The sequence below is a fragment of the Enterobacter sp. UNJFSC 003 genome (assembly GCF_036903355.1).
In the GTDB taxonomy this organism is placed as follows: Bacteria; Pseudomonadota; Gammaproteobacteria; order Enterobacterales; family Enterobacteriaceae; genus Enterobacter.
This window is the reverse complement of the sequence record NZ_JBAKHK010000001.1, coordinates 793,911-812,265: the sequence shown is the minus strand read 5'-3', so window position 1 is coordinate 812,265 and position 18,355 is coordinate 793,911. Positions and strand designations below refer to the sequence as shown.

The window sequence follows — 18,355 nt, the reverse complement described above, 5'->3', positions numbered from 1 at the left end:
ATTCATGCTGCCGATAACGCATAGACAGTCTGTCACATATCGAGGAGCCACATGGCGTGAGCAATTACAGTGAGCAGTTCCTGAAGCAAAATCCGCTGGCTGTATTGGGGGTATTACGCGACCTGCAAAAGGGGGAGGTGCCGCTGCGCATCAGCTGGTCGACCAATCAGTTCATCAGCAAAATCCTTGATGTCTCTGCGGAGCGTCTGGTTATCGACCTGGGCAGCCAGGAGTATGAAAACCGTGCCGCGCTGCGGGCGGAAGCGCTCTCTGTGATGGCTGAAACCATGGGCGCAAAGGTGGAGTTTGTGCTGCCGCAGCTCGAAATGCGCGAATTTCAGGGGCTCCCCGCGTTCATCACCCCCCTGCCGACCAACCTTTGGTTTGTCCAGCGGCGCGAATATTTCCGCATCAGCGCTCCCCTTCAGCCAGCCTATTTTTGTCGAGCCAAAATGCCGGACAAAAAAGAGATCCGCTTTCGTCTCTTTGACCTGTCGCTTGGCGGCATGGGCGCACTGATGGACACGCCAAAACCTGAAGGGCTGGTAGAAGGCATGCGGTTTACGCAAATCGAACTGGATATGGGCGGATGGGGCAGATTCTGGTTCGACGCCCAGCTGATTGCCATTAGCGAACGCAAAGTCGTCGACAGTAAAAACGAAACCATTACCACACCGCGTCTGAGCTTCCGTTTCCTGAACGTGGGACCCGGTGCAGAACGCGAGCTTCAACGCATTATCTTTTCTCTGGAACGCGAGGCGCGGGAACGCGCGAATAAAGTGCTGTGAAGAGCGTCGGGCAGCGTGGCCGCAGCCCGACAGCGGTATTACATGGCATCCATCGCCTTCTGCACTTTCCAGATATAGCGCGGAGCCTGCGGTGCAGGATGGTTCTTCACAACATGTTCAAAGAACTCGTCTTTATCCATGCCATTAATCTCTTCAATCGCTTCTTTACGGTCAGATGAGAAGGTTCGCAGCAGTGCCCCGGCACCGTTAACGTAAGAAACCACCAGCGCATACTGCATCACTTCCGGGTCTTCAATCCCCTTCAGCACGCCATGTTCCAGAATGCTCAAATACGCGGTTCCCATTGAGATATTACGTTCCGGGTTTTTCAGCTCGCTGGTCGACGGTTGTCCGGCCCAACCCATATACCGATAGACCTCTTTGCCCGCCGTTGAGGCCTTAAGCTGCATCAGCCCCACCGCGTTTGATTTGCTGACCAGCGTCGGGTTGCCGCCGGATTCCACCGCGATAATCGCCGTGACCAGACGCGGGCTGACGCCCCAGGCCTTCCCGGCTTGTTCGCTGATCGGCATCCACTGCATCGCCCGCTTCACCGGCACTTCAGGATTCCAGGGGGGATTTTGATAATCATGTTTTGAACTACAGCCAGCAAGCAACACAATCAAAAAAGCAAACCATCTCAATTTCACGTCATCTATCCTTATAGCCGGTCATCGCAGTGCGCCCCCTTGAAGCAGGTAGCGTATAAGCGGCATGATATAGACAATTAGATTCTCATTCAGCAAGGAATTGCCATGTCTCAGTTTCATCTCATCGCGCCGTCGGGCTACTGCATCAACCAGGACGCGGCGCAACGGGGCGTTCAGCGCTTACTGGAATCCGGGCATCGGGTAGAAAATCAGACAATTATCCCCCGCCGCCTGCAGCGTTTTGCCGGAACCGAAGCGCAGAGGCTGAATGATATCAACAGCCTGGTGAACCTGAAGGGCAAAGACCAGATTGTGCTCGCGGTGCGCGGGGGCTACGGCGCAAGCCGCCTGCTGGAGAGTATCGACTGGCAAGGGCTGGCAGCGCGCCAGCAGCGCGATCCGCTGCTGGTCTGCGGACACAGCGATTTCACGGCAATCCAGCTTGGTCTGCTCGCCTTGCACAACGTCATCACCTTCAGCGGCCCAATGCTGGCGGGTAATTTCGGCGCACCGGAATTGGATGCCTTCACCCAGGAACATTTCTGGCGTGCGCTGCAAACCCCAACCTACAGCGTGAAGTGGCAGGGTAACGGTCCTTACTGGACCTGCGAGGGGCAGCTCTGGGGGGGAAACCTGGCAATGCTGGTTTCCTTGATTGGCACACCGTGGCTACCGCAAATCGACGAGGGGATCCTGGTGCTGGAGGACATTAACGAGCACCCGTTCCGCGTCGAACGTATGCTGTTGCAGCTGTATCACGCAGGCATTCTTGGGCGGCAGTCGGCGATCGTATTAGGCAGTTTCAGCGGCTCGGCACCCAACGACTATGACGCCGGGTATTCTCTTGACACGATGGTTGACTTCATCCGTTCACGGCTGGATATTCCGGTCATCACCGGGCTGGATTTCGGCCATGAACAAAAAACCGTCACCCTCGCGCTAGGGGCCTATGCCAGACTGTTACACGATGAGTCGGGCAGTTGTTTAATCCTTAGCGGTCATCCTGTCTTAAAGGCATAAAAAAGCGTCTTTACCGCCTCAATAAAACGCTGTTTCTGACGTTAATATGTTAGGGTTTTAATAACAGCGTTAACATTGAGGTGGGAGTAAGACAACATTGGATGCCGCAGCGATAATCAGTCTTTTCATTCTGGGTTCTGTGCTTGTAACCTGCAGTATTTTATTGAGTTCATTTTCATCGCGTCTCGGTATACCCATTCTTGTCATTTTCCTTGCCATCGGCATGCTGGCCGGCATCGATGGTATCGGCGGTATTCCATTCGATAATTACCCTTTCGCCTACATGGTGAGTAACCTCGCGCTCGCGGTGATCTTGCTGGATGGCGGGATGCGCACTCAGGCGAGTTCGTTCCGCGTTGCCCTTGGGCCAGCGCTCTCTCTTGCCACCCTCGGCGTGCTGATTACCTCCGGTTTGACCGGAATGATGGCGGCATGGCTTTTCCATCTCGACATCATGGAAGGTTTGCTGATTGGCGCCATTGTCGGCTCTACCGACGCGGCAGCGGTCTTTTCTCTGCTCGGCGGTAAAGGGCTGAACGAACGCGTGGGTTCAACCCTTGAGATTGAATCAGGCAGTAACGATCCGATGGCGGTGTTTCTCACCATCACCCTGATTGAGATGATCCAGCAGCACGAGACCGGGCTGAGCTGGATGTTTGCCTGGCATATCCTGCAGCAGTTTGGTCTGGGGATTATCATCGGCCTGGCCGGTGGCTACCTGCTACAACAAACGATCAACCGGATTTCGCTGCCCGCGGGGCTATATCCGCTACTGGCCCTGAGCGGCGGGATCCTGATTTTTGCCGTAACCACGGCACTCGACGGTAGCGGTATTCTGGCGGTCTACCTGTGCGGCTTCCTGCTGGGCAACCGCCCGATTCGCAACCGTCACGCCATTTTGCAAAACTTTGATGGCCTGGCCTGGCTGGCGCAAATCGGCATGTTCCTGGTGCTGGGGCTGCTGGTGACGCCGTCGGACCTGCTGCCGATCGCCGTTCCGGCACTGATACTGTCGGCCTGGATGATCTTCTTCGCCCGACCGCTGTCGGTGTTCGCGGGCCTGCTGCCGTTTCGCGGCTTCAACTTACGCGAGCGCGTGTTTATCAGTTGGGTTGGCCTGCGCGGCGCGGTGCCGATTATCCTGGCTGTGTTCCCGATGATGGCTGGCCTGGAGAACGCGCGCCTGTTCTTTAACGTCGCATTCTTCGTGGTGCTGGTCTCGCTGCTGTTCCAGGGGACCTCGCTCGGGTGGGCGGCCAAAAAAGCCAAAGTGGTGGTTCCGCCGGTTGGCTGGCCGGTGTCGCGCGTAGGGCTGGATATTCACCCTGAGAACCCGTGGGAGCAGTTTGTTTACCAGCTCAGCGCCGACAAATGGTGTGTGGGTGCGTCGCTGCGCGATTTACATATGCCTGCTGAAACGCGGATTGCGGCCATGTTCCGCGATAATGTTCTGCTGCACCCCACTGGCAGCACCCGCCTGCGCGAAGGGGATATTTTGTGCGTGATTGGCCGCGAGCGCGATCTCCCCGCACTCGGCAAGCTGTTCAGCCAGTCTCCCCCTGTCGCGCTGGATCAGCGTTTCTTCGGCGATTTTATTCTGGAGGCGAATGCCAAGTTTGCTGACGTCGCGCTGATTTACGGTCTGGATGAAGGTCTGGAGTACCGTGACAAGCAGCAAACTCTGGGTGAGATTATCCAGCAGCTGCTCGGTGCAGCGCCGGTCGTGGGTGACCAGGTCGAATTTGCCGGGATGATCTGGACGGTTGCCGAGAAAGAGGATAATGCGGTCAGGAAGGTTGGCGTGAGGCCGATGGACGACGAATCGGAATAGCGTGTTTTGCCGGGTGAGCGCTAGCGCCACCCGGCGAAGAGATGTTACACCGTCACAACCGGCACGCGCGGTGCCAACGCGCACATCAATTCATAGCCAACCGTGCCCGCCGCCGCGGCCACATCATCGATTTTCACCTCATTTCCCCACAGCTCCACCGGCGTACCAATGCCCGCCTGCGGGCAAGGGGTTAAATCAATGGCCATCATATCCATCGAGACAGTGCCCACGGTGCCCGTGCGAACACCGTCCACCCACACTGGCGTACCAGTCGGCGCGATGCGGGGATAACCGTCAGCGTAGCCGCCGGCAACGATCCCAATACGCTGCTCGCCCGACGCGCGGTAGCGGCTGCCATACCCCACGGTGTCGCCGACCTTCAGCGTCTGCACGCCGATTATCTCGCTGCGCAGGGTCATGACCGGTTTCAGGCCGCTGTTGGCAATATCCTGCCACTGCCCGGACGGGGACGCACCGTAAAGCACGATCCCAGGACGCACCCAGTTAAAATGCGCTTCGGGATGCCACAGCGTGGCGGCAGAGTTAGACAGTGAACGCGGACAGTCAAGCCCTTCAGCCGCCTGCTCAACGCGTACCATCGCATCGGCAATACCGTCCGGCTTTTCGGCATCGGCAAAATGCGCCATCAGCGTCATTTCGCCGACGTTCTTTAACGCGCGCAGCTGCTGCCAGACCGTATGCACTCGCTCAGGCTGGAAGCCCAGCCTATTCATGCCGCTATTCACCTTAAGGTAAACATCCAGCGGTGCATGCAGTTTCGCATCCTGCAGGGCTTTAATCTGCCAGTTGCTATGGATGCTGGTCGTCAGTCGATACTTATCCAGCAGGGGCAGATCGTCGGCGTGGAAGAACCCTTCGAGCAACAAAATTGGCCCTTTCCAGCCGCGCTCGCGCAGCAGGATGGCCTCTTCCAGATTCAGTAACGCAAAACCGTCGGTGGCGCTGAGCGCACTCCAGATACGATCGATACCGTGGCCGTAGGCATTGGCTTTCACCACCGACCACACGCGTGAATCAGGCGCAGCTCGGCGAACAATTTGCAGGTTATCCTTCAGGGCCTGCAAATCCAGCTGCGCCAGAACAGGACGGGACATGACAACTCCTTAATTATGCGCGCCGTGCAGGTGCTGTGGGCGCGATGGCGTATACCCTGATTGATAGCGGGCGGCGCTTAAATCGTCAAACGGAATCGCCGGCGTGCGCCCGGATATCAGGTCGCTCAACAGTTGGCCCGATCCACAGGCCATTGTCCAGCCGAGCGTGCCGTGGCCGGTATTGGTCCACAGATTTTTAAACGGCGTACGGCCCACAATCGGCGTACCGTCTGGCGTCATAGGACGCAGGCCGGTCCAGAACGTCGCCTGCTCGACAAAACCGCCGCGCGGGAAGAGATCGCCCACCACCATCTCCAGCGTCTCACGACGCGGCTGCAGCAGCTCGGTGTTAAAGCCGACGATCTCCGCCATACCGCCCACGCGGATACGGTTGTCGAAGCGGGTGATCGCGATTTTGTACGTCTCATCCAGAATGGTCGACACGGGCGCCCCGCTCGCTTCCTTGACCGGAATGGTGAGCGAGTAGCCTTTCAGCGGATAAACCGGAATATCAAGAATGCCCTTCAGCATGGCGGTTGAATAAGAGCCAAACGCCATCACGTAGGCATCGGCTTTGATCACGTCGTCGCCGCATTTCACGCCGTAGATTTTTTCCCCTTCCGACAGCAATTTGTCGACAGAGGTGTTAAAGCGGAATTTAACTCCCGCCTGCTCGCACATCTGCGCCAGACGCTGAGTGAAGAGCTGGCAGTCGCCGGTTTCATCATTGGGTAAACGCAGTCCTCCCGTCAGCTTGTGCGCCACTTCGGCCAGAGCAGGCTCAACCTGCCCCAGCTGGCTCGCTTCCAGCAGCTGATAGGGTACGCCCGCATCTTCCAGCACGGCGATATCACGGGTGGCGTTTTCGTACTGCTGTTCGGTACGGAACAGCTGCAGCGTCCCCCCCTGACGGCCCTCGTACTGAATGCCGGTGGACGCACGCAGGGCTTTCAGGCAGTCGCGGCTGTATTCCGCCAGCCTGACCATGCGCCCTTTGTTCTCCATATAATGGCGGGTGTCGCAGTTGCGCAGCATCTGCCACATCCACTTTAGCTGGAACTGCGTGCCGTCCAGGCTGATGGCCAGCGGCGCATGGCGCTGGAACATCCACTTAATCGCCTTTAATGGGACGCCGGGCGCCGCCCAGGGTGCCGCATAGCCCGGCGAGATTTGTCCGGCGTTCGCCGCGCTGGTTTCCAGTGCCGGCCCGGATTCACGATCGATAACCGTAACCTCATGCCCGGCCTGACTTAAATACCAGGCGCTGGTTACGCCAACAACACCACTTCCCAGTATGACAACACGCATAGCCACTCCATTATGTGCAAAAGAACAATCTTCTAATTACAGATTGATAACCTAGTTGAAAATATTATTCAACATACGACTTTTTTATGGTGACTTGCCTCACATCTTCCCCTGTAGACAGGGCTGGGGGTTATTTGGGATCTCCTGCTGCGCGGCATTTTTAACCAGCATAAAATGCTGTTGCGATCCCTTTTTATGCCGTATCAAAAATGGGAAATCGCAAAGAATAAATTTCTGCGCCAGCACGCTTTTTAACACGTTGATCTATGCTTGAAAGGAGGCTCTCCAGACAGAGAGAGCACCAACAACGAGGGTGCGCTAATGGCTACTATTGATTCCCTGTCTAAGGACAACAAACGTCTGAGCGATGGACCCGACTGGACCTTTGAGTTGCTGGATGTCTACCTCGCCGAGATCGACCGGGTAGCAAAACTGTATCGTCTGGATACGTATCCCCACCAGATCGAAGTCATTACGTCTGAGCAAATGATGGATGCCTACTCCAGCGTCGGGATGCCCATTAACTATCCGCACTGGTCGTTTGGTAAGAAATTCATTGAGACCGAACGGCTGTACAAGCACGGTCAGCAGGGGCTGGCGTATGAGATTGTCATCAACTCCAACCCCTGTATTGCCTACCTGATGGAAGAGAACACCATTACCATGCAGGCTCTGGTGATGGCGCATGCCTGCTACGGGCATAACTCGTTCTTCAAGAATAATTACCTGTTCCGCAGCTGGACGGACGCCAGCTCGATTGTCGACTACCTGATCTTCGCCCGAAAATACATCACCGACTGTGAAGAGCGCTACGGCGTGGACGAAGTGGAGAAACTGCTCGACTCCTGTCACGCGCTGATGAACTACGGCGTCGACCGTTACAAACGCCCGCAGAAGATCTCCCTCCAGGAGGAGAAAGCCCGGCAGAAAAGCCGCGAGGAGTATCTGCAAAGCCAGGTGAATATGCTGTGGCGTACCCTGCCGAAGCGGGAAGAAGAGAAAACCGTCGCCGAGGCGCGGCGCTACCCGTCAGAGCCGCAGGAGAACCTGCTCTATTTTATGGAGAAGAACGCCCCGCTGCTGGAGCCATGGCAGCGTGAGATCCTGCGCATCGTGCGTAAGGTAAGCCAGTATTTTTATCCGCAAAAACAGACCCAGGTGATGAACGAAGGCTGGGCAACGTTCTGGCACTACACCATCCTGAACCATCTTTATGACGAAGGAAAAGTGTCCGAGCGGTTTATGATGGAGTTTCTGCACAGCCACACTAACGTCGTGTTCCAGCCGGCCTACAACAGTCCGTGGTACAGCGGGATTAACCCCTACGCGCTGGGCTTTGCGATGTTCCAGGACATCAAGCGGATCTGCCAGTCGCCAACGGAAGAAGATAAATACTGGTTCCCGGATATTGCCGGATCGGACTGGCTGGAGACGCTGCATTTCGCGATGCGTGACTTTAAGGATGAGAGCTTTATCAGCCAGTTTATGTCGCCGAAGATCATGCGCGATTTCCGCTTCTTCACCGTGCTGGATGATGACCGCAATAATTTCCTGGAAATTTCGGCAATCCATAACGAAGAGGGCTACCGCGAGATCCGTTCCCGCCTCTCCTCTCAGTACAACCTGAGCAATCTTGAACCGAATATTCAGGTATGGAATGTGGATTTACGCGGTGACCGCTCCCTGACGCTTCGCTATGTGCCGCATAACCGCGCGCCGCTGGATAAAGGGCGCAAAGAGGTGCTCAAGCACGTGCATCGTCTGTGGGGGTTTGACGTCTTGTTGGAACAGCAAAATGAAGATGGCAGCGTTGAATTGCTGGAACGTACCCCGACAAGACTGAATACGCTGTAGCGCTGTTTTGGGTCCAAAAAAAACCTCTCATCCGAGAGGTTTTTTCTTTATCGGCTCTGGATCGCCAAATCGCCGGGCAACGATTTCTGCATCCGATGCCAGATTTCACCGGAATCATGTCCGTAGCGACGCACCGTTTCATAAACCTGGTCATGCAGCCCTTCGGTGCAGAGCTTGCTCAGCTTATGGTAGAAACCCAGCGCCAGGCTGCGGGCTTCTGGGTTGGCAAAGTAATGGCGGCCAATTCGGGTATACAGACCTTTCATGCCGTTCAGGATCAGGCCATAAATCGGGTTACCAGACGCAAACGCCAGACCACGGAATATGTTGTAGTCAAGAGTCGCAAAGGCATCGGCATGATCTTCAACCTCGTTCGCCGTCGCCAATACCGCAAGCGCATCTTCAGGATGCTGGCGGAAAGCGGTACGAATAAAGATTGTCGAAATGTTGGTACGCACGGAGAGCAGATTATCTATAAGCTGCGGCACGCTTTCATGGTCGAGACGCGCCAGCGTTTCAAGGATATTCAGCCCGGAGGTTTCCCAGAAATTGTTCACTTTCGTCGGCTTACCGTGCTGAATCGTCAACCAGCCGTCCCGTGCCAGTCGCTGGAGCACTTCACGCAACGTAGTGCGAGTGACGCCAATCAGTTCAGAGAGTTCGCGTTCAGCTGGAAGAATGGATCCCGCAGGGAAGCGATTATTCCAGATGCTTTCAATGATGTACTCTTCCGCGAAACCCGCTGGGCTCTGCGCCTTAATGACCATAGTAAGATTTCCATTACACAGCTTTAGCAAATTGGACTCATCATACCAGAGGCGTACAGTGGCAGGTAGCGCAGCGGAGCGAGAAAAGAGGGATCGCCGTTTCATTTTTATGAAATTTACATTGCCGTCTCGCTGCCCTCTCCGGCCGCTTTTTTGCGTATACTTATGTTTTGTCTTATCAGACGGGGAAGGATGTCTGTCGTGGAAATTTCATTTGGGCGCGCTCTGTGGCGCAACTTTTTAGGCCAGTCACCGGACTGGTACAAACTTACGCTTCTGGTGTTTCTGGTCGTTAATCCCCTTATTTTTATTGTCGATCCGTTTATTGCCGGATGGTTACTGGTTGGGGAATTTATCTTTACCCTGGCCATGGCGCTGAAGTGTTATCCGCTCCTGCCCGGCGGGCTGCTCGCGTTTGAAGCCGTGGTTATTGGCATGACCAGCGCAGAGCATGTGAAAGAGGAGCTGGCGTCGAACCTCGAAGTTCTCCTGCTGCTGATGTTTATGGTCGCCGGGATTTACTTTATGAAACAGCTTCTGCTGTTCATCTTCACGCGTCTGCTGTTAAGCATCTCGTCAAAAACGATTTTATCCCTGGCCTTCTGTGTTGCGGCGGCGTTCCTCTCCGCCTTCCTTGATGCCCTGACGGTAGTCGCCGTGGTGATCAGCGTTGCGGTTGGATTCTATGGTATTTATCACCGGGTGGCCTCCTCGCGTGCGGACGATGAGCTCCATAATGACAATCATGTCGATGCACATCACCGCGAGGTGCTGGAACAGTTCCGCGCGTTCCTGCGCAGCCTGATGATGCATGCAGGCGTAGGTACGGCCCTGGGCGGCGTGATGACCATGGTTGGAGAGCCGCAAAACCTGATCATTGCGAAAGCCGCCGGGTGGCATTTTGGGGAGTTTTTCCTGCGCGTGGCGCCGGTGAGCGTGCCGGTACTGATCTGCGGTTTAGCCACCTGTGTCCTGGTAGAAAAATTCAGGGTCTTTGGCTACGGCGCACAGCTGCCTGAGCCTGTGCGTCAGGAATTGCACAAGTTCGACCAGCAGAGCCGCAGCCAGCGCACGCGACAAGAGACGCTGCGCCTGATTGCGCAAGGCATCATTGGCGTGTGGCTTATCGCCGCGCTGGCCTTCCATCTTGCTGAAGTGGGTTTGATCGGGCTGTCAGTGATCATTCTTGCGACCACCTTTACCGGCGTGACGGACGAACATGCTATCGGCAAAGCCTTTACAGAGGCGCTTCCTTTCACCGCCCTGCTGGCAGTGTTTTTTGCGGTTGTGGCGGTCATTATCGACCAGCAGCTTTTTGCGCCGATTATTGCCTACGTTCTGCAGGCATCGCCCGATGCTCAGCTTTCGCTGTTCTATCTGTTTAACGGTCTGCTGTCGTCGATTTCCGATAACGTGTTCGTTGGGACGGTCTATATCAACGAAGCAAAAGCGGCAATGGAACACGGCGCCATTAGCGCCGGACAGTTCGAACTGCTGGCGGTTGCTATCAACACCGGAACCAACCTGCCCTCGGTGGCAACGCCGAACGGACAGGCCGCATTCCTGTTTCTGCTGACCTCTGCCCTTGCGCCACTCATACGACTTTCTTATGGAAGGATGGTGTGGATGGCCCTGCCCTACACGCTGGTACTCACGATCGCAGGATTGCTGTGCGTCAAAATTACCCTTATTCCTTATACGCAATGGTTGCTACAAGCCGGTATACTTGCGGCGCAGTAAAAGACGCATCACGGGCAGTTCACTGCCCGTTTGCCTTTTCGCATGATAAACATCCGATTACGTTTTATTTCGTCAGGTTCAGATGGCGCGAAAAACGAATTCGTTTACACTGCGCTTTCTAAGCATGTTCCAGGGAAATGATTATGTTGAGATTTTTGAACCAGTGCTCGCGCGGTCGCGGAGCATGGTTGTTAATGGCCCTGACCGCCTTTGCGCTGGAAATGGTCGCGCTGTGGTTCCAGCACGTGATGGGGCTGAAGCCCTGCGTGCTGTGTATCTATGAGCGCTGCGCGCTGTTCGGCATTATGGGGGCGGGTCTGGTGGGCGCAATTGCGCCAAAATCGCCGCTTCGCTACGTCGCCATTGCTATCTGGCTGTACAGCGCCTGGAAAGGTATTGAGCTGTCATGGCAGCACACCATGATGCAGCTGCATCCGTCACCGTTTATGACCTGCGATTTCGCCGCCCGCTTCCCGAGCTGGCTACCGCTGGATAAATGGCTGCCGCAGGTGTTCGTGGCATCCGGTGATTGCGCGGTGCGCCAGTGGGAATTTCTGACGCTGGAGATGCCGCAGTGGCTGGTGGGTATTTTTGTTGCCTACTTCGTCGTGGCGCTTCTGGTGCTGATTGCCCAGCCGTTTAAACCGAAGAAACGCGATTTGTTCGGAAGGTAAAAGCAAACGGCAACGTCGGTTGCAGTAGGGCATCAGGCCACACAACCATAAAAAAACCCGCTTCGGCGGGTTTTTTATTATCAACGATTGGGGTGATTCAGGATGTGATCTTCCCAGTCCCGCACCTCGGACTCCTTCACCGCAATGTGGCGCACGGAGATACGCTCGCCGTGCATCGCCGCTTTTGAACCGGTTAGCAGCGGGTGCCACATCGGCAAATCCTTCCCTTCCGCCAGCAGGCGATACGCGCAGGTATGCGGTAACCATTCAAAGGTCGGCAGATTATCACGGGTCAATTTGATGCAGTCAGGCTCGTATTCAAAACGGCGCTCATAGTTGCGGCACTGGCAGGTTTTAATGTTTAGCTGCTTGCAGGCCACGTTGGTGAAATAGATCTCATCGGAGTCTTCATCCATCAGCTTATGCAGGCAGCACTGCCCGCAGCCGTCGCACAACGACTCCCACTCCACGTCGGTCATTTCATCAAGCGTTTTACGTTGCCAGAAAGGGATGTCGTTCATCAGGATGTCCACACGTCAAAAGAAAGCGCACCTTATAACGAGTCTGGCACGTTGATGCAAGTTTTGCCGCCCTCATGAGGCGGCAAGATGATTTTACAGCACGCGGGTTTTCAGGGACAGACCGTTAAAGCTGACGTCAAGTTCATCACCCGCGCTGAGCGGGCCGACGCCTTCTGGGGTACCGGTCAGGATCACATCACCGGGCTTCAGGGTGAAGAAACGGCTCATGTAGGCAATCAGCGGCACGATCTTGTGGATCATATCGGCTGTCGTGCCCTGCTGGCGGATCTCGCCGTTAACCTTGAGCGCAAGCGGCGTGTCCTGAGGATCGGCGGTAAACTCGCCCACCGGAACAAAACCGGAAATGGGGCAGGAATTATCAAAACCTTTGGCTTTTTCCCACGGCTGCCCCGCTTTCTTCATTTTGCCCTGCACATCACGCAAGGTCAGGTCCAGCGCCACACCGTAACCGGCAATCGCTTTCTGCACGTGTTCTTCAGAGGCCTGTCGCAGCGTCGCGCCAATCAGTACGGCGAGCTCCACCTCGTGGTGAACGGATCCCAGCCCTTGCGGTAGCGCCAGCGGTTGGCGAATATCACACAGCGCGGTTTCCGGCTTAATGAACAATACCGGCTCTTCGGGCGTAGCACTGCCCATTTCCTGAATGTGTTTTGCATAGTTGCTGCCAACGCAGACTACTTTGCTGACGGGATAATCCAGTAATGCACCTTGCCAGTTACGATGTTGATACATTTACGACCCCTAAACGGTTGATATGTTGTGCCCGGATACGCGCCGGACTATTTCTTTCCGTTCACCTCAAGATGCTGTTTTAATAAATTCTCGGGTGGTGGTGGAAGCTGTAAATAATAGCCTTGCTCAGCCAACGCCTTTTTCACTTTATCCAGATCGGCGTTGACCAACTTCTTTCGACCATCCAGCGGCAGCAGCATCGCCAGCTGAGGTCGGCCAAAGCTCTTCATTAATTCTTCAGGCACGCGCGAAAAATCGTCTTTCTTTTCGACATAAAGATAGGTCTGGTCGCGGCTTGTACTTCTGTAGATCACACAAAACATGTTTTTACTCTGAATTAATGGGTGGTTGCTTGCCTCAATATACTCCTGACTATAACATGCCTGATACTCTTCGGAATATCGCAGCGAGTGGTTGCGGTTAATAGCAAATTGAGTAAGGCCAGGATGTCAAACACGCCCATCGAGCTTAAAGGCAGTAGCTTCACCTTATCTGTGGTTCATTTGCATGATGCAAAACCCGAGGTTATTCGTCAGGCGTTAGAAGACAAAATCGCCCAGGCTCCGGCCTTTCTGAAACACGCTCCTGTCGTCATCAATGTCAGTGGCCTGGATGCCCCGGTTAACTGGACGCGTCTCCAGCAGGCTGTTTCATCCACCGGGCTGCGCATCGTTGGCATCAGCGGTTGTAAAGATGCTGAGCTGAAAGCAGAAATTGACCGTGCAGGCCTGCCGCTTCTCAACGAGGGTAAAGAAAAAGCCCCGCGTTCGGCACCCGTTGCCGTGCAAACGCCTCCGACTCCGGCACAAAACGTTACGCCCGTCACAAAAACGCGAATGATTGATGTGCCGGTTCGTTCCGGTCAGCGCATTTATGCACCAAACTGTGATCTGATTGTTACAAGCCACGTCAGCGCTGGCGCTGAACTGATTGCGGATGGCAATATTCACGTCTACGGTATGATGCGTGGGCGTGCGCTCGCAGGAGCAAGTGGTGACCGGGATGCACAAATATTTTGTACTCACCTGACGGCGGAACTGGTGTCCATCGCAGGTGAATATTGGCTGAGCGACAAGATCCCAGCCGAATTTTATGGCAAAGCGGCTCGTTTGCTCCTTGCAGACGACGCGTTGACCGTTCAACCGTTGAATTGATCCCTTTTTAACAAGGAATTTCTATGGCACGCATTATTGTTGTTACTTCGGGTAAAGGAGGCGTTGGCAAGACCACCTCCAGCGCGGCCATCGCTACAGGTTTGGCCCAGAAGGGAAAGAAAACCGTCGTTATCGATTTCGATATCGGTCTGCGTAACCTCGACCTGATCATGGGTTGCGAGCGTCGCGTCGTGTATGACTTCGTTAACGTCATTCAGGGCGATGCCACGCTGAACCAGGCGCTGATTAAAGACAAGCGCACTGAGAACCTATTCATTCTGCCGGCTTCTCAGACGCGTGACAAAGACGCGCTGACCCGCGAAGGCGTAGAAAAAGTCCTCGATGAGCTGAAAAAGATGGAGTTCGACTTTGTGGTCTGTGACTCCCCTGCCGGTATCGAAACCGGCGCCCTGATGGCGCTGTACTTCGCTGATGAAGCGATCATTACCACCAACCCTGAAGTTTCATCCGTTCGTGACTCTGACCGTATTTTGGGCATCCTGGCGTCTAAATCACGCCGTGCGGAAAATGGCCAGGAACCGATTAAAGAACACCTGCTGCTGACCCGTTATAACCCGGGCCGCGTGAACAAAGGTGATATGCTGAGCATGGAAGACGTGCTTGAGATCCTGCGCATCAAGCTGGTCGGCGTGATCCCGGAAGACCAATCCGTGTTACGTGCGTCAAACCAGGGCGAGCCAGTGATTCTGGATACAATGGCAGATGCAGGTAAAGCTTACGCCGATACCGTTGACCGTCTGCTGGGAGAAGAACGTCCTTTCCGCTTCATTGAAGAAGAGAAGAAAGGTTTCCTCAAACGCCTGTTCGGAGGATAAGTTATGGCATTACTGGACTTTTTTCTCTCGCGGAAAAAAAGCACCGCCAACATCGCAAAAGAACGTCTGCAAATCATCGTTGCGGAACGTCGTCGTAGCGACGCCGAACCGCATTACCTGCCGCAGTTGCGCAAAGACATTCTGGAAGTGATCTGTAAGTACGTGCAGATTGACCCGGAAATGGTCACAGTACAGCTGGAGCAAAAAGACGGGGATATTTCGATTCTGGAGCTGAACGTGACGCTACCCGAAGCGGAAGAATCACGTCCGTAGAGCGGTATTTTGTCGCCCCGGTAAGCACAGCGCCACCGGGAAATATGCCGGACACGGTAACATGTCCGGCATATTTATTATCGCGGATATCCTTCCAGTAACGCGTTCAGGCGATCGGCCATCAATTCCCCGCGCCACCCCGCCATCATTTCCGGCAAGGCATTCTGTGGTTTCAGCTTCCAGTGCCAGTTCAGCAGCTGGTTAATCTGACGACGTGAGGCCAGCAGTTCAACGCTAAGTTTACTTTCTGTCGCCACATCCTGCACCAGCGCTTTGATATCCTTAAATGCCTTGCGATAGCCCGGCATGTCCATTAGATTCAGCAGCGGCTCGGGCAGTTCGTCCTCAGGCAACTGCTGTGCCTTTTCTACCAGCGCCAGCAGGGTTTTACCGTGGAAGCGAATTTCGCTGCCGGAGAGCCCGATGCTGTCCAGCTCGCCGAGGCTGCCCGGCATATAGCGCGCAACGGCCCACAGGTGTTCTTCGCGGACCACAAAGTTAACCGCCAAATCGCGCTCACGCGCCTTACGCAGACGCCAGTCTGCTAACAATTGCAGACAGCCCAGTTGACGGGTACGCAGCTGCCACGCGTTGCTGATGTCGCGCCAGGCGTCTTTCGGGTCCAGCACTTCCTGGCGGCGCTGCTGCGTCATACGACATTCGTCAAGCGCGGCAGAGAGCCAGCCGGAAGCTTCCGCTTCTTTCATCAGCTGGCCGGCAATCGGCAGCAGGTAGAATACGTCTGCCGCCGCATAGTCAAGCTGACGTTCAGTAAGAGGACGCGCCAGCCAGTCGGTGCGGGATTCGCTTTTGTCCAGCGTCAGGCCAGTATACTCCTCCACCATGGCGGCAAAGCCCCACGACAGCGGACGACTGCTGAATGCCGCGAGGATCTGCGTGTCAATCAACGGTTGTGGCATGATGCCAAAGGTATTCAGGAACACTTCCAGATCTTCACTGCCCGCATGCAGATATTTCGTCACGCTGGTGTCGAGCAGCAGGTCACGCATTGGCGTCCAGTCGGTAATACCGAGCGGGTCAATTAATGCAACGTGTTTGCCGTCGTACATCTGAATCAGACCTAACTGCGGATAGTACGTGCGGGTACGGACAAATTCCGTATCCAGGGCGATAGCAGGAACATCGCGCGTCACCTCGCACAGCGAAGCCAACGCGTCATTGGTAGTGATCATCTGGTAATTCAAATCGGATTCTCTTTTGTTTGCGCCCATAAAAAACGCCGGCTTAACCGGCGTCTGGGCGATTAACGTGAAGCTCAGGCCTTATTGTCTACTTTGGCACGGGCTTCGTCACGTAATTCTCGTCGTAATATCTTCCCGACGTTGGATTTTGGCAGCTCTTCGCGGAACTCAACCATTTTTGGCACTTTGTAGCCGGTTAACTGACGACGGCAGAAGGTTATCAATTCGTCTTCAGTCAGCGCAGAATCTTTCTTAACCACGAAGATCTTCACCGCTTCGCCGCTGCTGCCGGAAGGGACGCCAACAGCCGCCACCTCGAGTACGCCGCTGTGCTGCATAACGACGTCCTCGATCTCATTCGGATAGACGTTAAAACCCGAGACGAGGATCATGTCTTTCTTACGGTCAACAATGCGCAGGAAGCCTTCATCGTCCATGACGGCGATGTCTCCGGTATGCAACCAGCCGTCTTTGATAATCTCGTCCGTGGCGTCCGGACGCTGCCAGTAGCCCAGCATCACCTGAGGGCCTTTCACACAAAGCTCGCCCGGTTGACCTGGTGCCACTTCGTTGTCTTCGTCATCCACCAGCCGGGCTTCGGTGGAAGGCACCGGCAGACCGATGCTCCCACTGTGATAATCGATATCATGGGGATTGACGCTGACCAGCGGCGCGCACTCCGTCAGGCCGTAGCCTTCGAGTAAATACTGGCCGGTAAGCTTCACCCAACGCTCGGCAACCGCCTGCTGAACCGGCATCCCGCCGCCTGCAGAAAGATGCAGTGACGAGAAATCTAACTGCTGGAACTCTTTATTATTAAGCAGCGCGTTGAACAGCGTGTTAACCCCCGTCATGGCGGTAAACGGGTATTTCGCCAGCTCTTTAACCAGGCCCGGGATATCACGCGGGTTGGTAATCAGCAGGTTTTGACCACCCAGCTCAATAAACAGCAGGCAGTTCATCGTCAGCGCAAAAATGTGATACAGCGGTAATGCGGTGACCACCAGCTCTTTGCCAGGATGAAGCAGCGGCCCGTAGGTCGCATTGACCTGCTCGAGGTTCGCCAGCATGTTGCGATGGGTGAGCATAGCGCCTTTTGCCACACCCGTTGTGCCGCCGGTGTACTGAAGAAACGCAAGATCGTCCGGCACCACTTCCGGTTTGACGTATTGCATGCGGTAGCCTGACTGCAGCGCGCGTCGAAACGAAATCGCATCCGGGAGATGATATTTCGGTACCAGCCGCTTGACGTATTTAACCACGAAATTGACCAGCGTTCCTTTGGCCGTCGAGAGCTGGTCGCCCATGCGGGTCAGGATAACGTGTTTAACCTGCGTCCGATTGACGACCTTTTCCAGCGTGTGGGCAAAGTTCGAAACGATAACGATGGCCACCGCGCCGCTGTCGTTCAGCTGGTGTTCAAGCTCACGAGGTGTATACAGCGGGTTGACGTTGACGACGATCATCCCCGCTCGCAGGATCCCAAACAGTGCCACCGGGTACTGCAGCAGGTTTGGCATCATCAGCGCGACGCGGTCTCCCTTTTGCAACCCCAATCCTTCCTGAAGGTAAGCAGCAAATGCCCGGCTACGTTCTTCCAGCTTTCGGAAGGTCATGACTTCACCCATGTTCACGAATGCAGGTTGGTCTGCATAGCGCCGTACCGAGTGCTCAAATAATTCAACCAGGGATTGATAACGGTCAGGATTGATCTCCGCAGGCACATCTGCGGGATATCGGTTAAGCCAAACCTTCTTCAATGTATCACCTCTGAAATGCGTGTTCGTCGTCATCACAGCCCCGATAATAAACAGTTTGTTAACATTATATTAACTCAGCGTACCAGTTTATTAATTGTTCAGATTGTAG

18 protein-coding genes are annotated in these 18,355 nt (G+C 55.0%); 9 read left to right on the top strand and 9 right to left on the bottom strand.

Annotated elements, in window-relative coordinates; all coding sequences use genetic code 11:
- The first annotated feature begins 56 nt into the window (after positions 1–56).
- Positions 57–788: a flagellar brake protein gene (locus V5P19_RS03780; protein ID WP_334400257.1), complete on the top strand. Its 732-nt coding sequence runs from the start codon at positions 57–59 to the stop codon at positions 786–788.
- 38 nt (positions 789–826) lie between these two features.
- Here V5P19_RS03780 and emtA read toward each other — a convergent pair whose 3' ends face one another.
- Complete coding sequence (gene emtA, locus V5P19_RS03775; RefSeq protein WP_334400255.1) at positions 827–1,438, bottom strand: membrane-bound lytic murein transglycosylase EmtA; 612 nt, start codon at positions 1,436–1,438, stop codon at positions 827–829.
- A gap of 105 nt (positions 1,439–1,543) precedes the next feature.
- Here emtA and ldcA point away from each other — a divergent pair, with 105 nt between their 5' ends.
- Both ldcA and V5P19_RS03765 read left to right on the top strand, forming a co-directional pair.
- Positions 1,544–2,458 (top strand): muramoyltetrapeptide carboxypeptidase, encoded by a 915-nt coding sequence (gene ldcA / locus V5P19_RS03770; RefSeq protein WP_334400253.1) that lies wholly within the window; start codon positions 1,544–1,546, stop codon positions 2,456–2,458.
- Positions 2,459–2,555: 97 nt separating this feature from the next.
- Entirely contained in the window at positions 2,556–4,289 is a 1,734-nt protein-coding gene (locus V5P19_RS03765; RefSeq protein ID WP_334400251.1) for a potassium/proton antiporter, read from the top strand.
- Positions 4,290–4,333: 44 nt separating this feature from the next.
- Here the strand turns inward: V5P19_RS03765 and dadX are convergent, their stop codons facing one another.
- A complete protein-coding gene (gene dadX / locus V5P19_RS03760) occupies positions 4,334–5,404 on the bottom strand; it encodes a catabolic alanine racemase DadX (RefSeq protein ID WP_334400249.1) in 1,071 nt (356 codons plus the stop codon).
- 9 nt (positions 5,405–5,413) lie between these two features.
- Positions 5,414–6,712: a D-amino acid dehydrogenase gene (locus V5P19_RS03755; protein WP_334400247.1), complete on the bottom strand. Its 1,299-nt coding sequence runs from the start codon at positions 6,710–6,712 to the stop codon at positions 5,414–5,416.
- Positions 6,713–7,033: 321 nt separating this feature from the next.
- On the opposite strand from V5P19_RS03755, the gene V5P19_RS03750 reads away from it, so the two are divergent.
- Complete coding sequence (locus V5P19_RS03750; protein ID WP_334400245.1) at positions 7,034–8,566, top strand: SpoVR family protein; 1,533 nt, start codon at positions 7,034–7,036, stop codon at positions 8,564–8,566.
- A 47-nt stretch (positions 8,567–8,613) separates the two neighbouring features.
- On the opposite strand, the gene fadR is transcribed toward V5P19_RS03750, so the two are convergent.
- On the bottom strand, positions 8,614–9,333 hold the full coding sequence (gene fadR, locus V5P19_RS03745; RefSeq protein ID WP_334400243.1) for a fatty acid metabolism transcriptional regulator FadR: 720 nt from the start codon (positions 9,331–9,333) through the stop codon (positions 8,614–8,616).
- A gap of 201 nt (positions 9,334–9,534) precedes the next feature.
- On the opposite strand from fadR, the gene nhaB reads away from it, so the two are divergent.
- Both nhaB and dsbB read left to right on the top strand, forming a co-directional pair.
- Positions 9,535–11,073: a sodium/proton antiporter NhaB gene (gene nhaB, locus V5P19_RS03740; protein ID WP_334400241.1), complete on the top strand. Its 1,539-nt coding sequence runs from the start codon at positions 9,535–9,537 to the stop codon at positions 11,071–11,073.
- 143 nt (positions 11,074–11,216) lie between these two features.
- Complete coding sequence (gene dsbB, locus V5P19_RS03735) at positions 11,217–11,747, top strand: disulfide bond formation protein DsbB (RefSeq protein ID WP_334400239.1); 531 nt, start codon at positions 11,217–11,219, stop codon at positions 11,745–11,747.
- Between the two features lie 80 nt (positions 11,748–11,827).
- On the opposite strand, the gene V5P19_RS03730 is transcribed toward dsbB, so the two are convergent.
- From V5P19_RS03730 to V5P19_RS03720, 3 genes are all read right to left on the bottom strand, one after another.
- Complete coding sequence (locus V5P19_RS03730) at positions 11,828–12,268, bottom strand: YcgN family cysteine cluster protein (protein ID WP_334400238.1); 441 nt, start codon at positions 12,266–12,268, stop codon at positions 11,828–11,830.
- Positions 12,269–12,361: 93 nt separating this feature from the next.
- A complete protein-coding gene (locus tag V5P19_RS03725) occupies positions 12,362–13,021 on the bottom strand; it encodes a fumarylacetoacetate hydrolase family protein (RefSeq protein WP_334400236.1) in 660 nt (219 codons plus the stop codon).
- 47 nt (positions 13,022–13,068) lie between these two features.
- Positions 13,069–13,344: a YcgL domain-containing protein gene (locus V5P19_RS03720; protein WP_334400234.1), complete on the bottom strand. Its 276-nt coding sequence runs from the start codon at positions 13,342–13,344 to the stop codon at positions 13,069–13,071.
- 123 nt (positions 13,345–13,467) lie between these two features.
- Between V5P19_RS03720 and minC the strand changes: the two genes are divergently transcribed.
- Genes minC through minE form a run of 3 tightly spaced genes read left to right on the top strand, consistent with a single transcriptional unit; the run spans position 13,468 to position 15,284 of the window.
- Positions 13,468–14,175, top strand: coding sequence for a septum site-determining protein MinC (gene minC / locus V5P19_RS03715; RefSeq protein ID WP_334400232.1), 708 nt, complete (start codon positions 13,468–13,470; stop codon positions 14,173–14,175).
- Between the two features lie 23 nt (positions 14,176–14,198).
- Positions 14,199–15,011: a septum site-determining protein MinD gene (gene minD, locus V5P19_RS03710; RefSeq protein WP_334400230.1), complete on the top strand. Its 813-nt coding sequence runs from the start codon at positions 14,199–14,201 to the stop codon at positions 15,009–15,011.
- A gap of 3 nt (positions 15,012–15,014) precedes the next feature.
- Positions 15,015–15,284: a cell division topological specificity factor MinE gene (minE, locus tag V5P19_RS03705; RefSeq protein ID WP_010432714.1), complete on the top strand. Its 270-nt coding sequence runs from the start codon at positions 15,015–15,017 to the stop codon at positions 15,282–15,284.
- 77 nt (positions 15,285–15,361) lie between these two features.
- Here the strand turns inward: minE and rnd are convergent, their stop codons facing one another.
- Both rnd and fadD read right to left on the bottom strand, forming a co-directional pair.
- Positions 15,362–16,489: a ribonuclease D gene (rnd, locus tag V5P19_RS03700; RefSeq protein WP_334401140.1), complete on the bottom strand. Its 1,128-nt coding sequence runs from the start codon at positions 16,487–16,489 to the stop codon at positions 15,362–15,364.
- 71 nt (positions 16,490–16,560) lie between these two features.
- The gene (gene fadD, locus V5P19_RS03695; protein WP_334400228.1) at positions 16,561–18,246 is read right to left on the bottom strand and encodes a long-chain-fatty-acid--CoA ligase FadD; all 1,686 of its coding nucleotides are present in this window, start codon (positions 18,244–18,246) and stop codon (positions 16,561–16,563) included.
- Positions 18,247–18,355 lie beyond the last annotated feature (109 nt).